At 75.1% G+C, this 14,763-nt stretch carries 10 protein-coding genes; 6 read left to right on the forward strand and 4 right to left on the reverse strand.

Annotation, left to right across the window (positions count from 1 at the left end; all coding sequences use genetic code 11):
• Positions 1-74: 74 nt before the first annotated feature.
• On the forward strand, positions 75-2,264 hold the full coding sequence (locus WDV85_RS12075) for a diguanylate cyclase domain-containing protein (protein WP_339570848.1): 2,190 nt from the start codon (positions 75-77) through the stop codon (positions 2,262-2,264).
• A gap of 132 nt (positions 2,265-2,396) precedes the next feature.
• Complete coding sequence (locus WDV85_RS12080) at positions 2,397-2,960, forward strand: HPP family protein (protein ID WP_339570849.1); 564 nt, start codon at positions 2,397-2,399, stop codon at positions 2,958-2,960.
• A 171-nt stretch (positions 2,961-3,131) separates the two neighbouring features.
• Here the strand turns inward: WDV85_RS12080 and WDV85_RS12085 are convergent, their stop codons facing one another.
• A complete protein-coding gene (locus WDV85_RS12085) occupies positions 3,132-4,751 on the reverse strand; it encodes an MFS transporter (RefSeq protein ID WP_339570850.1) in 1,620 nt (539 codons plus the stop codon).
• Between the two features lie 204 nt (positions 4,752-4,955).
• Here WDV85_RS12085 and WDV85_RS12090 point away from each other — a divergent pair, with 204 nt between their 5' ends.
• Positions 4,956-9,140, forward strand: a complete 4,185-nt coding sequence (locus WDV85_RS12090) for a lectin-like domain-containing protein (RefSeq protein ID WP_339570851.1) — start codon at positions 4,956-4,958, stop codon at positions 9,138-9,140.
• A gap of 1,300 nt (positions 9,141-10,440) precedes the next feature.
• Here the strand turns inward: WDV85_RS12090 and WDV85_RS12095 are convergent.
• Positions 10,441-11,208 (reverse strand): hypothetical protein, encoded by a 768-nt coding sequence (locus WDV85_RS12095; RefSeq protein ID WP_339570852.1) that lies wholly within the window; start codon positions 11,206-11,208, stop codon positions 10,441-10,443.
• Positions 11,209-11,368: 160 nt separating this feature from the next.
• Between WDV85_RS12095 and WDV85_RS12100 the strand changes: the two genes are divergently transcribed.
• A complete protein-coding gene (locus tag WDV85_RS12100; RefSeq protein WP_339570853.1) occupies positions 11,369-12,022 on the forward strand; it encodes a DUF6226 family protein in 654 nt (217 codons plus the stop codon).
• 161 nt (positions 12,023-12,183) lie between these two features.
• Here the strand turns inward: WDV85_RS12100 and WDV85_RS12105 are convergent, their stop codons facing one another.
• Complete coding sequence (locus WDV85_RS12105) at positions 12,184-12,510, reverse strand: hypothetical protein (protein WP_339570854.1); 327 nt, start codon at positions 12,508-12,510, stop codon at positions 12,184-12,186.
• Positions 12,511-13,099: 589 nt separating this feature from the next.
• On the opposite strand from WDV85_RS12105, the gene WDV85_RS12110 reads away from it, so the two are divergent.
• Positions 13,100-13,423: a hypothetical protein gene (locus WDV85_RS12110; protein WP_339570855.1), complete on the forward strand. Its 324-nt coding sequence runs from the start codon at positions 13,100-13,102 to the stop codon at positions 13,421-13,423.
• A 274-nt stretch (positions 13,424-13,697) separates the two neighbouring features.
• Positions 13,698-14,207: a hypothetical protein gene (locus WDV85_RS12115; RefSeq protein WP_339570856.1), complete on the forward strand. Its 510-nt coding sequence runs from the start codon at positions 13,698-13,700 to the stop codon at positions 14,205-14,207.
• Between the two features lie 135 nt (positions 14,208-14,342).
• Here the strand turns inward: WDV85_RS12115 and WDV85_RS12120 are convergent, their stop codons facing one another.
• Entirely contained in the window at positions 14,343-14,678 is a 336-nt protein-coding gene (locus WDV85_RS12120) for a hypothetical protein (protein ID WP_339570857.1), read from the reverse strand.
• Between the last annotated feature and the right edge of the window lie 85 nt (positions 14,679-14,763).

The raw sequence follows: 14,763 nt of genomic DNA on the forward strand, positions 1-14,763 counted from the left end.
CCGCCGTCCGCCACGATGCCCCCCGGCGCCGCGGGGGCGCCCGCCGCGGGGGCGGCGAGCGCGAGGGGGCGGTCGTGGCGTCGCTGGACGTGCGGAGCGTCTTCCAGCCGGTGGTGCGGCTGGGGACGGGCGAGGTCGTCGGCTACGAGGCGCTCGCCCGCGGACGCTCACCGGGCGGCCCCCAGGCGCCCGGGGACCTCTTCGCCCGCGCCCGCGCCCGCGGCCGCGTGGACGAGCTCGAGTGGGCGTGCCGCGTCGCCGCCGCCGAGGGCGCCCTCGAGGCCGGCGTCGAGGCACCCCTCGTGCTCTTCGCCAACGTCGAGCCGGACGTCGTGACCGCGGCGCCGTCGCACGTCCACCCGCTGCTCGAGCGCGCCGGCGAGCGCCTGCGCCTCGTCGTGGAGCTGACGGAGCGGTCCCTGGCCTGGCGGCCGTCGGAGCTGCTGCGCCTCGTGGGGCGCGTCCGCGAGCTCGGGTGGGCGGTGGCGCTGGACGACGTCGGGCAGGACCCCCTGGCGCTGGCGCTGCTGCCCGTCCTGCAGCCGGAGGTCGTCAAGCTCGACCTCGCCCTGGCCCGCCGGCGACCCGACGCGCTGACGGCGCAGGTGGTCGCGGCCGTCGCCGCCTACGCCGAGCGGACGGGCGCCGTCGTCGTCGCCGAGGGGCTCGAGACCCCCGAGCACGTGCAGCAGGCGCTCGCCATGGGCGCCTCGCTCGGCCAGGGGTACCTGCTGGGGCGGCCGGGCCCGCTCGAGCGCCGCCCGACCGTCCCGGCGCCTCCCCTCGTGCTGCCGCGCCCGCGCCCCCGCCCGCCCGGGGGCAGCGCCTTCGCGCTCGTCGCGGACCGCGACGTCCAGCGGTCGACGAAGCCCCTGCTCGAGGCGGTCAGCCGGCACCTCGAGGCCCAGGCGCTCACCAGCGGCCCCATGACGGTGCTCCTGGCCGCGCTGCAGCACTCCCGCTACTTCGGGGCCCGGACGGCGGCCCGCTACCGCCGGCTGGCCTCCTCGGTGGCGCTCGTGGCCGTGCTCGGGGAGGGCATGGCCGTCCACCCGACCGAGCGGGTCCGGGGCGCCCTCCTCGAGGCCGGCGACCCGCTGCTGCAGGAGTGGGTCGTCGCCGTCGTCAACCCGCACTTCACGGCGGCGCTCGTCGCCCGGGAGGTCGACGGGTCGGGGGGTCGCGCCGACGACGCCCCGGAGGTCACCACCGGGGGGCCGGGCGGGCGGGCGGCGGGCCCGGACGCGGAGAGGGTCTTCGAGTACGTCATCACCTACGAGCGCGAGCTCGTCCTCGAGGTCGCCGCCCGGCTGCTCGCGCGGGTGACGCACGGGCCCGACGGCGACCCGCGGTCGATGGCGTCGGCCGTCGTCGGGCCCGTCACCGACACGACGGCCGCGGCGGACGCCGGGGGGCCCGACTACCGCCGCGCCTTCACCGAGGCGCCCGTCGGGATGGCGCTGGTGTCGGCGGCAGGGACGGTCGTGCGCGCCAACCGCGAGCTCGAGCTGCTCCTGGGCCGGCCGGCGGAGCGGCTCGTGGGCCACGACCTGCCCGAGCTGGCGCGCCCCGACGACGCCGCGGCGCTGCGCGCGGCCTGCCGGTCCGCCGCCCGCGCCGGGCGCACGTCGGTGGAGGTCCGCTTCGCCCGGCCGGACGGCGCGCTCGTGCCGACGACCGTGGCGCTGGCGCCCCTGGGCGGCGCCGCCGACGACGGGGCGCACCTCGTGCTGCACGTCGAGGACGCCGGGCCGCGCAAGGCCCTGGAGGCCGAGCTGAGCCACCGGGCGCTGCACGACCCCCTCACCGGCCTGGCCAACCGCACGCTCTTCCGCGACCGGCTGGCGCACGCGCTGGCGCGCGCGCGGCGGGCGGGGGACGACACGTCGGTCCTCTTCCTCGACCTCGACGGCTTCAAGGCCGTCAACGACGAGCACGGCCACCACGTCGGTGACGCCGTCCTCGTGCAGACGGCGCACCGGCTGCAGGAGAACCTGCGCCCGGGCGACACCGCCGCACGCTGGGGCGGCGACGAGTTCACGGTGCTCTGCGAGGGCGTCGGGGCTCCGGCGGGGGCGGCCGTGGCGGCCCGGCTCGTGGCGGCGCTCGCGCAGCCGCTGCGGGTCGAGGGCCACGTGCTCGTGCCCGGCTGCTCGGTGGGCCTGGCCTCCGCCTCCGAGCTGGACGACCCCCTCGGCGAGGAGGAGCTGCTGCGGCGTGCCGACGCCGCGATGTACGCGAGCAAGGGCGCGCGCCGGCCCTGATCTCCCGCCGGTCCTGACCTGGTCGGCTCTGACCTGTCGCCTCGGTCGCGCGTCAGGCGCCGCGGTAGCCGGGGCGCCGGCCGTGCCCGCCGGCGGGCGCGGGGGCCACGCCCCGGCTGCGACGGTGGGGGCATGGCACCTCGTCGCACGGACCTGCTCGCCGCCGCGCGGGAGCGCTCGCCGAAGGCGGGGCCCGCCGCGTACGCCGGCGCCGTCGCCCTCCTCGTGCTCGGGCTCTGCGGGGCCATCGGCGTCGCCGTCGGCCAGCCGCTGCTGTTCCCGAGCCTGGCGCCGACGCTGCTGCTCTTCGTGCAGAGCCCGCACCAGCCGACGTCGGCGCCGCGCAACGTGCTCGTCGGGCACGGCGTCGGGCTCGTGCTGGGCTTCGGCGCGCTGCACCTCTTCGGCCTGGCCGACCAGCCGCCCGTCTCGGAGGCGGGACTGACGGCCGTGCGCGTCGTCGCCGCCGCCGGCGCGGTGGCCCTGACCGCCGTCGTCCTGTCCCTGCTCAAGTGCCAGCACCCGCCGGCCGGGACGACGACGCTCCTCTTCGCCCTCGGCGTCTTCACGACGCCGGCCGACGCCGCCACGGTCGTCGCGGGGATCGTGCTCCTCGTCGTCGTCGGTGTCGGCCTCAACCGGCTCCTCGGCGTCCGGCAGAGCCTGTGGGCGCCGGAGGGCGAGGCGAACGCCTGACGACCGGCGGCCTCCCGTGAAGGAGGCGTCACCTTCGTGTCCGGAGGGGTCGCCTGGGGTGAAGGGGGCGTCACCTTCGCGTCCGGAGGGCTCGCCTGGGGTGAAGGGGGCGTCACCTTCGCGTCCGAGGCGGCGTCGAGGAGCGAGGCGGCGTCTCCGCGGGCGGGTCGCTCAGTCGGCGACGGCCTCCCGGGCCTCGTCGCCGGCCCCGTCCCGCTCGGCGTCGTCGGCGCGGGCGCGGCGCTCGGCCGGCACGAGGAGGCCGACGAGCGCGCCGCACGCCACGATCGCGGCCCCCACGAGCAGCCCCCGGTCGTAGCCCGCGGCGAGGGCCTCGACGCCCGCGGCGCCGGCGGAGGCCGCCGCGTCGGCGTCCCCCGTGCCCAGCACGGCGGCCGTGCGCGCCGCGGCCACGGTGGAGAGGACGGCGAGGCCGATGGCGCCGCCCATCTGCCGCGAGGTGTTGATGAGGCCCGAGGCAAGGCCCGCCTGGTCGCCCGGCACCCCGGCCGTCGCCGCCGCGGCGAGCTGCACCATCGTCAGGCCGATGCCGAGGCCGGAGAGCATGGTCGGCAGGAGGAGCTCGCTCAGGTAGCTGCCGCTGGGTGACGACGTCGAGAGCCACAGGAGCCCGGAGGCCGACACGAGCGGGCCGACGACCAGGAGCGGGCGCGGCCCCGTGCGGCGCGCGATGCGGGTCGAGGCCATCGAGCCCGCGATGAGCGTGAGGCTCGCGGGCAGGAAGGCGAGGCCGGCGCCGAGGGCGTCGAAGCCGTAGACGCGCTGCAGCTGCAGGGACATGAAGAACCAGAACGAGAACATGCCCATGCCGACGGTGAGCGCCACGCCGTTGGCGGCCGACAGGGCCCGGCGCCGGAAGATGGCCAGCGGCACGAGGGGTCGCGGCGCGTGGCGCTCGACGACGACGAACAGCGCCAGCAGCGCGAGCCCCACGGCGATCGGCACGAGCACCACGGCCGACGTCCACGAGCGGGTCTCGGCGCTGACGACGCCGTAGACGACGGACGTCAGGCCGAGGGTGACGGTGAGGCTGCCCGGGACGTCGAGGTCGCGCAGGCGCCGGACGACCGGCGTCGAGCCGACGAGCGCCCACGCGGCCCCCGCGGCGAGGAGGACGCCGAGCGGCACGTTGACGAAGAGCACCCACCGCCAGCTCAGCGCCTCGGTGAGGACGCCGCCCACGAGGCCGCCCATCGCGCCGCCCGCGCCGCCGACGGCGCCCCAGACGCCGAGGGCCCGGGCGCGCTCGCCGGGCTCGGTGTACGTCGTCGTGAGGAGGCTGAGGGTCGCGGGGGCGAGCACGGCGCCGCCGACCCCCTGGGCCGCCCGCGCCGCCACCAACCACGCCTCGGTCTGGGCGAAGCCCCCCACGAGGCTCGCGACGGAGAAGAGGCCCACCCCGACGAGGAAGACGCGCTTGCGGCCGAAGAGGTCGCCCGCGCGGCCACCGAGGAGCAGCAGCCCGGCGAAGGCCAGGGCGTAGGCGTTGACGACCCACTGCAGCCCCGCGGTCGACAGGTCGAGGTCGGTCCGCATCGACGGCAGGGCGACGTTCACGATGCTCACGTCGAGGATGACCATGAACTGCGCCGTCGCGGCGACGACGAGGACCATCCAGTGCGGCACGTCGCGCCGCTGCCGCGCCGCCCCGCCCGTCGGCGCCCCCTCGGCCCGCCCGGCCTCGTCGGCCGCCGACCCGCCCGGGCCCGCGGGGCCCCGCGGAGGCACGGCGGGGTCGTCGGCGTCGCTCGTGCGGGGGGCGGCGGTCATGGGCGGTGCTCCGTCGGGCTCGGGGGGCGCCCCGGCGCGGTGCCGGGTCGCCAGGGCGAGCGCCGCCCGGGGCTGCGGCATTCCGGTGACGTGCGCCGTCCGGGCTCGAGGGCGGCGGCCGGCGACCGATCAGGACGTCCGACACCCCCGAAGGGGTGGTGCGCGCGCCACCCCGGCGCGTCGCCGGTCCTCCCCGGAGATGCCATGCCTCCCGCCCGCCCCGGTGGCGCGGCCGGCGCCGTCCGCGCGCGCCTGGCCGCGCTGCTCGTCGCCCTCGTGTCGCTGGGCCTCGTGCTCGCGCCATCGGCGGCGGCGTCCGGAGGGGTCCCGGCCGCCGGGACGACGACGACCGTGGCGAGCACGCACCCGACGGGCGGCACCCTCCTGCTCGAGGACGACTTCTCCGGGACGTCCGTCGGCGACCCCCGCTACCTCGTCGGAGGGGCCCGGGACCAGGAGAACGCGACCTGGACGCCCTGCCTCACGGCGGCGTCGGCGCACGCCGAGGGCGAGGAGCCGGCGGGGCCCGTGCCCGGCTGCGGCCTGTCCGCGCCCGACGCCCCCGGCGCGGGCGCCCTGCGCCTGACGCCGGCCGAGAACGGCGTCAGCGGCTTCGTCCTCTACGACCAGGCCCTGCCCATCCGCGCCGGCCTGGACATCACCTTCACGAGCTACCAGTACGGCGGCGACGGCGCGGACGGCATCTCCTTCTTCCTCGCCGACGGCGACCGGCCGCTCACCCGGCCCGGCGGCTTCGGGGGCGCGCTCGGCTACGCCAACCGCCACGACGTCCCCGGCGTGTCGGGGGCGATCCTCGGCGTCGGACTCGACGCCTACGGCAACTGGCCCCTCGAGCCGAGGAACGAGGACTGCACCGCGTCCGGGGCCTTCGTGCCGGAGGCCGGGACGCCGCCGGAGCGCTACGCCCAGCACGTGTCGGTGCGGGGGCCGGGCGACGGCTCCGCCGGCTACTGCCTCCTCGACCGGCCCGGGCCGGTGCCGGGCCTGCGCTCGGGCACCTCCGACCGCCCGGCACCGGTGGTGACGCGCGTCGTCGTCGACCCGGAGAGCGCCGCTTCGCCGGAGGTCGTCGTCGAGGTCGACGGTCAGGTCGTCGTGCGGGTGCCCCGCCCGGACGTCGACGCGCGGACCTTCCGCTTCGGCTGGGGCTCGTCCACGGGCGGGCTCACCGACGTCCACGAGATCGGCTCGCTGCGCGTGCTCTCGATCGAGCCGCTGGCGCCCGACCTCGCGCTCGACGCCGCCGCGCCGGCCGACCCGGTGGCCTCGGGCGAGCCCGCGCGCCTGGTCCTGACGGCGTCGCCCCGGTCCACGGGCGGTCCCCTGCCCGCGGGCGAGACCGCCCGGGTCGTCGCCGACCTGCCCGCGGGTGCGAGCGCCGGGGCGCCGGTCGGGGACGGGTGGGACTGCGCGGGGACCGCCCCGTCGCGCGTCGACTGCACGTGGAGATCCACGGCCGACGTCCGCCCCGGCGCCCACCTGCCACCGCTCGTCGTCCCGGTGACGTCGACCGGGAGCGGCTCGCGCCGCGTCGCCGCCGTCGTGACGAGCACGGCCGACGGCCCCGCCCCGGAGGACCCGAGGGCGTCCGCGGTGCTGCGCTTCGCCCCGGGCCTCGCGGCCGTCGACCTGGGGGAGGTCGACGCCTCGTCCGCCGAGCGCGAGCTGACCGCCGACCTCGAGACCGACGCCACGGGCGCCGTCGTCGTCTCCGTCGTCGGCTCGCCGTCCCCGGTGGGCGAGGTGCGGCCGGGCACGGGGGCGCAGGTGCGGGCGACCGTCACTGCCGGGGCCAGCGGCGTCCTCGCGGCGACCGCCGCGGTGGTGGACGGCGAGGGCCTGCGCAGCCCGGAGGCGCCCGTCTCCCTCGTCGTCCGCCCGCTCGCGCCGCCCGTGCGGGTCTCCGCGGCGAGCGGCGAGGAGGTCGTCGCGCCACCGCCGTCGTCACCGGTCGGCACCGGTCCCTTCACCTACGAGCTCCTCTCGCCGGGCGACCCGGGGCTGATCGAAGAGGCGGTCCTCGACCCCGGCACGGGCGCGCTGCGGGTGCGCACCGCGGCGGGCGCCAGCGGCCGCACCACGCTGACCTACCGGGTGCTCGACGCGGGCGGGACGGCGAGCGCCCCCGCGCCGGTCGTCGTCGAGGTGCGCCCGTCCGCCGCCGGCGACGAGGTCCGCCTCGCCCTCGACGCGGCGGGCGAGGGCTCCGTCGAGGTGGCCCTCCCGCCGCCGAGCGGCTCGGGGCCCTTCAGCTACTCCCTGCTCGTCGGCGCCGACGGGCCCGTCACCGCCGACCTCGCCCCGTCGACGGGCGTCCTCGCCGTCACGGCGCGCACCGGCAGCAGCGGCACCGCGCGGCTGCGGTACGCGGTCGAGGACGCCGACGGGGTCGAGAGCGAGCCGGTCGACGTCGACGTCCGCGTGGCCCCGCACGTCGCCGGCGCGGAGGTCGTGGGCGCCGCGACCGACGAGGTCGTCCGCGTCCCGGCGCCGCGCACCGCCGGCACGGGCCCCTTCACCTACGCGCTCGTCGGCGAGACCCCCGGCGCCTCCGTCGACCCTCGGACCGGCGAGGTGGCGCTCGCCCCCGCCGGCCGCAGCGGTCGGCACGAGCTGCTGCTGCTGGCCACCGACGCCGCCGGGGTCACCGGCGGCGCGGCCGTCGTCGACGTCGTGGTGCTGCCGGTGGCGCGCCCGGTGGCGCTCCGGGCGGTCACCTCGCCCGAGCCGCCGGTGCTGCGGGCGACGCCCGAGGTCGTCGGCGCCGAGGACGTGGCGCTCGCGCTCGTCGGCGGGGGCGACCCCGCCGTGGCCGCGGTCGAGCTCGACGGCGACGACGTCGTGGCCCGTCCCGCGGCGGGCGCCAGCGGTCGGGTCGCGGCCTCCTACACCGCCACGGCCGACGGCCTGACGAGCGCCTCGGCCCAGGTCGACGTCGAGGTGGCGCCGCGCTCGCCGGACGGTGCGGCCGCGGTCGTCTCCGGCCGCCGCGCCGTCGTGCCGCTGCCCGCGCCGCAGGGCACCGGCCCCTTCACCCACCGCCTCGTGGACGCACCGGACCCGGAGGTGGCCGTGGCCCTCGAGGGCGACCGGGCGGTCGTCGAGGTCGCCCAGACCTTCTCGGGCACCGCCGTCGTGCGCTACGTCGTCGTCGACGCCGACGGGGTCGAGAGCGAGCCCGTCGAGCTCGTCCTCGACGTCGCGCCGGACGGTCGGCGGGCGCCGGCCCCCTGGTCGCGAGCGGCCCGACGGGCGCGCCGGTCACCAGCCCGGCGCCGACGCCCTCCGGCACAGGCCCCTTCTCCTTCGTCCTGCTCGAACCCGCCGACCCCGCGCTGGGCACGACGTCGCTCGACCCGGCGACGGGCGTGCTGGTGCTGGACCCGACGCCGGGCTGGAGCGGGGTCGCGACGGCCCGGTTCGCCGTCACGGACGCCGGCGGCCGCGCGAGCGCCCCCGCGACGGCCGTCTTCCTCGTGCGCCCGACGACGCCCGACGCCCCCTCGGTCACGACGACGGGCGGGACGGCGGTCGAGGTCCGGCTCCCGGCGCCGACCGGCACGGGGCCCTTCCGCTGGTCGCTGCTCGCCGCGCTGCCGCCCGCGCAGGGCACCGTCGACGTGGACGCCCTCGCGGGGACCGTCCGCGTGCACCCGGCCCCCGGCTGGTCCGGCGAGCTGGTCTACGCCTTCGCCGTCACCGACGCCGCCGGGCTCGTCAGCGACCCCGCCGAGGGGCGCGTCCAGGTCGCGGGCCGGGACGTCGGCGGCCCCGACAGCCCCGACGCGAGCGGTGAGCCCGTCGACGGCACCCCGGACGGCGGAGTCCCGGACCGGCCGGGCACGGGGGCGCCGGTCGCCGACCCGCCGTGGGAGCGCGCCGTCGCGCCGGCGCCGCCCATCGCGAACCTGCCGCGCACGGGGTACCCGGCAGTGGCGGGTGCCGCGCTGGGCGCGCTGCTGCTCGGCGCGGGCTGGTGCCTGCGACGGCGGACCGCCGGGCCGGCTGGTGCCGCTGCCGGTGCGACAGCACGACGCGGTCGGCCGATGGTCTCGGGCGTCAGCCGGGCGACCTCCGACCGGATCGTCGTGGCCGGGAGCGCGGACGAGTCCCCGGGCGCGGGACGCCAGCCGGGAGGAGCGGCCGGTCATGGCTGAGGTCGAGGCTGGACCATCGGGGTCCGCGACACGGGACCCGTCACGGCTCGCTGAGCTGCGCGAGCAGTACGTCCCATCGACGACCTCAGGGATGGCGCCGTGCCTGAGCCGACTGCGGCCGCGTCCCGTGCAGCGCCCCTGTGCGGGACGTGCTGTCCGGACAGGGCAACTGGGACGCGAGAGGCGAGGCGCCGGCTCGATCGGCCGCTGACCTGCAGCGTCACCGCTACAGGGTCGGCAAGTGAAACAGCCCTGCTGGCGGACGCGTGACTACGGCTGCCAGGACGACTCGCCCCGCACCCAGTGCAACCAATCGGGGTCACCGGGCAGCTCCTGCGGAGCGCCGCCCTCAGGGCGTTTCCACCAGATCCCAGCAGCGTCGCGGAAGGAGATTGACAGGTACTGAAGATTGTGCATGGACGGCGGCATTATCGAGTAGAGCCTCTCCACGCTACCGCCGGGCGGCAGGACGTTGATCTGGCGATAAATCATATCGATCGAGCGGGGGTCTGGTTCGCCGACAAGCCGCATGACTGAGAAGACGGGTCTATCGGAGTAGTTTTGAACGCGAGCGAATACGGAGTGATCAGCGTGAGGGTCGTCTGGGTTCTCGACTCGATGAAGCCAGCCAACTACTCGCTCCGCCTGGGCTCGGCGCTGGGCGGCGGCGGCGGCGGCGGCTCCGGCAGCCTCGCGGGAATGCGCCTCATCTCGCTCCTTCTCAGCCTTCTTTCGGCGCCTTCGTTCTGCTGTAACCGCCAGTAGGCTGATTACCACGGCGGCTAAGGTGGCGGCCGCACCTATGATCTCCCAGGTGTCGTGCCATCTCGTAGCCCAGGCTTGCACGGCCGACCACGTCATTGGCCAATACTAGCGGTCGACTCTTTCTGCTGGAGTCGATCGCACATCTAATGGTGAACCAGATGCGGTGAAGATATCCGCTACGCCAACACCTCCTCGACTGCCCCGCCCGACGGGCGGGTGCAGGTCCTTACGTTCGTCATGGGGCTCAGTGGCGCGACGCTGACCGAATGGCAATCGTCCGCGGGACCTGTCCGGGTGTGACCTCGACTTCCGCCGCGGGCGCTGTGGGCGCGCCAGACTGATGCCGTGCAGGTGGAGCTTCCTGACGAGCAGTGGGACGCCCTGTCGTCCGGACGACTGGAGGGTCCCGACGGCAGGCGCTACGAGCGGCGGTCGACGCGGATGCGTCGTCGCCAGGTCGATGACCTGCTCAGCAGGCGCGCCGCTCGTCCTGTACTGGTACGGCGGCTCACAGCTCGACTGGTGCGACGGCGAGGACGCGAGCCGTGCCCGGGAGGCAGCACGCAGTCGGCTCACCGCATCGGTGCCCCGTCCGGACGGGGACGTCGTCTGGACCGCCGGCGAGTGGGTCAGCGACGACACGAGCCTGGTCCTGCTGACGGGCACTTGCTGACCCAGCTGGCGATCGTCAGCGACGACGCGAGGCGTCGGTGGACAAGGCCGACGGCCCGTCGTCGATGGTCTCGTCAGCGTGGCCACGCGTGTCGGGGCGCCACCATTCCGACCGCTTCGGCGGGGTCCGGGTGGGTCGGGTGGTCGGAGGTGATCTGGTCGCCCGCGCGGGGGCCGTCGGTGATCGGGGTGCCGCGCAGCCGCGCGGAGAGGGGACGCGCGGCGTCGCCGAGCAGGCAGGTGATGCCGCTGCTGTCGGGGCAGCCGAGGTGGGTGTCGGCGCGGACGAGTGCTGCGAGCTCGTGCAGCCGGTCGGTGCGGGGTGCGGTGAGCTGGCGGGCGAGGTCGTCGTAGAGGGCGGAGCACACCAGGGGCTCGCCATCGTCGGTGGTACCGGCGTCGAGGGTCACCAGGGCGTCGCCGACGAGGGCGCCGCGGGCGAGGACGTCGAGGGCCTCGACGTCCAGCACGGGCACCTCGGGGAGTACGCCCGTGACCAGGTGGTCGACGTCCACGCCGGGGCAGCGGCGCCGGATGACGACGACCGCGGCCACCTCGGCGTCCTCGTCCTGGCGGCCTGGGGCGGCAAGGACCAGCTCGACGAGCCCGCGCAGGTCGTCGGTCGTCATCGGTGCGGGGGTGGTCGTGGTTCGGGCGAGGACGGTGTGGGTGCGCTGCGGCGGCTCGTGGGTGCCCGTGACGACGTAGCCGTAGTCGCCGGTGGGCACGGGTCGCCCGGTGGCCGCGGCGAAGGCGTACGCGGGATGCTGCTGCTCGACCACGCCGACGCGGCACGTGCGGGGGCCGACCTCGACAGTCAGCAGGGTGCGCCACTGCTCCACCTGCCCAGTGTCGACCTAGGGAGAAGGCCAGGCCTCTGCCCGTCGGCTCCTCGCCTTGGTGCCGCTCGAGCTCCCGGCAGGGTCCGTCCCAGCTGCCGATCGACAGCGGGACGCTGTCCGGCCAGCGATCCGCGCTGGGCTCGCCGCCTACCGTCTGGGGATGGATCTGCAGGAGGTGCTGCGGCGTGTCGACACCGCTTTCGCCGAGACGAGCGGGGGCACGCCCGGGTGGCCGAACCCGCACGCGGGCGGCCGGGAGCCGGCACCGGAGGAGTACTCGAGGGAGTCCGACCCGGGGAAGTACCGGATCCTCGCTGCGCGCGTACAGGCCTGGAGTCAAGTGCTGGTCGAGGCAGGAGTCGCTCACGCCGAGGTCCTGGACGGTGCTGCCGTCGCCTGGCGCGGGCGGCTGACGACCGGGCTGCCGGTCGTCGAGGCGGTGAGGCTGTGCCCGACCGACCGGGACGCGGTGCCGCTGGTCCTCGCCACTCGTGCGGAGGTCGACGGTGCTGCCACGGTGCTGTCGGTGGGGGCCGGGGACCCGGCCCACGAGGTCGAGCTGGTGCCCGACTGCAGCTGTGACGCCTGCGACCAGGGGTCTCAGGACCTGCTCGAGTCGCTGGACGAGCGCGTCATGGACGTGGTCTCCGGGGCCCTGGTCCACGTCGCGACCCCGGAGGGGTACGTGCAGGAGCGCCGGGAGGGCATGGCGGCCAGCAGCGGTGGCACTCCCATCGACGCGCGCCGGGTGCTCGCGGACCTCGAGGCCGGACGAAGCAGGTACCCCGTCGTCCGCGGCGGACCGTGGTGGTGAGCAGCAGCGACTGCTGAGGCGGTGGAACGTCGCCGGAGCGCCTACGTCCCATGTGGCGTCTTCACATGGGGATCGACAGCGGGACGCTGTCCGGCCAGCGATCGACAGCGGGACGCTGTCCGGCCAGCGATCGTCTGCGGACACTGGGTGCTGGTGCCGCGTCATGGGTGGGTGCCGGTCGAGGAGCTGGCTGGCGGTTCCGCTCGACACGGCGACGCAGGGGCGTCGGGGTCCTCGTGTTCGATCTCGTACTCGCACTCTCCGCAGCTCGGTCCCTCGAGGCCGTGCTCGAGCCAGACGTGGTGGCACGCCGGGCAGGTCTCTTCGGATTCGGTGCGGTGGAGGAGGGCGGCGGCGCGGCGTCCCAGTCCACTGATGACGAAGTAGCTGGCCAAGGCGATGAGGGCGACGTCGACGAGAACCCAGGGGAGCTCGCGCTGGCCGGTGACCACGTCCTCGAGTCGAAAGACCGCGAGGACGACGATCACCCCTTCCAGATCTGATCCTTGCGGTACCGGTGCTCCCGATCGGACAGCAAGAGGTCTTTTGGCGAGCTCACCGACGCAGTGTGAATGGCGGAGGGTCGTCGAGCATGACGATCGCGCGGGGACGACAGGGCCATCACCTACCCGCGTCGTGCGTCTGCCGGATCTGCCCTGCGCGCGCCAGTGGTAGCCCGGCCGCCACGTCCGAGTCGACGATCGACTGTGGGACGGCCCTAAGCCCCCTGCGGATGACGTCGCCGAGGACGTCGGCGCGCGATGGTGCGGTCGGTCGAGGGGTGCGCGTCGTAGTGACTGACCCTCCTGAGTGACCTTGCCGGGCAGCCGGCACGTTCGGCGCCGGTTCCGGCAAACTCATGTCGACCGAGCGGAACTATCCGATTGAACTCCGCTTGGTTGCCCGGCGCGAAGTGCGGAGGGCATCCTGTGCCCGCATATTGCAGCTACGGCAGCTTGGAGGTCGAATCCGATGGGTCGAGGCTGCGCAGGGACGTCCGTTCAGCCGCTTGACGCGCCTTCCGGTAAGTCGGGCGCCGAGTCAATGCGCGGCGGCGGCGCACGAGTGGTCGAGAGGGTGTCCTACGTCATCCTTGGAATTGACGTCGTCCTTGGTGTCGCTAGTCCTTTCTCGTTCATATTGAGTGGCGAGGCGTTGGTGCCGCTCTGGTGGGCCTTCCCGCTGTACGGGCTGGTCTTGGCTGTGTGCCTGACGCAGGCGCTTCGCGGGCGAGGTGCCTGGTGGCTGACGGCAGGGCTGGCGATCGCTACGACCGGAAGCTGGCTGGACTCCCAGGTATTCGATCTTGATCGAACAGCGGGGCCCGCTCTGATCCCACTCGTTCTGCTGGTGCTGCTGGTGGTGGGCGCAGTCAAGCGCCGGCGTCGTCGATTGGCCTAGCGCTCAGCGACACCACAAGTGTGACGCGCCCGTGGACAATCGGATGTGGGACGGCCGCGGGGGGAGCGGCGGCTGGTGCTCGAGCGGCCGTCGGGTCGCCGGCATGTGGTCGTCTAGTGAGACGCGGTGCGCGGGCCACACGCCCCGGGAGGGCACCAGCTCGTGCCGTAGGCCGGTCGAGTGCAGCAGTGCGCTTCTGCTTCCGTACTCGGCTCGGTGGGCGACGATGAGTGAAGGCCCCGCGGGACAGGCACCCATGGAGATTGGAGTGGTCATGCGAGTTCTGCTCGACGATAAGACGCGTGTGTCTTGTCGCCAGATGTACCTGGGGACTGGCGACGAGCTCAAGTACGTCTGGGAGGAGGCATTCGAGGGCCAGGCCAACGGCATTCTGGGCGCAGCCAGGCTCGGACAACTCACAGTCAGCAGCGGCGTCCACTCAGGTTTCGTCGGTGTACGCGTCACCCTCAGCGACTCGGCTCCGCCAATCGATCCTTCTTGGGAGGACGTCGTCGAGGTGTCCCTGACGGCTTCCAGTGAGTACTGGGGCATCGTCGAAGGCATTGTCGAGTCCGGGCACGGCTTCGAGGGCGCTGAGGGCGAGTACCGAGTCCGCATGTCCGTCAAGGGCATGGACGCTGGCGCAGCGGTGGATGTAGTGAGCGACGACGACCCGCTTGTCGAACATCACCTGTTCGAATTTTGGCCGGCCCCCTGGGCTGCGGACGAGATCGTCCGGCGAGGCAGCGACTACGCCGCCCGGAGGCACCAAGACGTGAGCTAGCGGCCGGAGCGCCCGCGAATGGCGGAGGCTCCCATCGCAGCCCGGGACACCTCGACCAATCGGCGCCTCATCACCTGCTGGACGTCGATCGTCAGCGGGACGCTGACCGGCCAGCGATGGTCAGTGGGCGTCTGACTACAGCCCCAGGCTGCGGTCGACGGCGTCCTTGTCCCAGACCTCGATGGGGGAGAGGTGCTCGCGGGTGAAGGCGGCCGAGTCGGCGTCGTAGCCGTAGATGACGTCGTCGGAGTCGGAGGTGCTTGGCTCCCCGGTGCTGCCGATGTCCCAGGCGATGCGGCATGGACCGTCGTGTTCTGGCGGGGCGCCGCAGAGCAGCTCGCCCAGGATGTCGTGCAGGCGGTCGACCTGGTCCTGGGTCGCCAGAACGTCCATGACGATGCGGAAGGGCTTGCGCTCGTCGTTCGGTGAGCGGCCCGATCGACCGAGGTCGCCGGCAGAGTCAGTAGGCACCTCCCCAGCATCCCGCTCCGGGTCAGGAAGGGCGGAAGAACACACCCGAGCCGCCCCAGTAGACGATCCGATCCGGTGATGGTCG

Origin of the sequence: Pseudokineococcus sp. 5B2Z-1 (genome assembly GCF_037482305.1) — a bacterium.
Taxonomy (GTDB): Bacteria; Actinomycetota; Actinomycetes; order Actinomycetales; family Quadrisphaeraceae; genus Pseudokineococcus.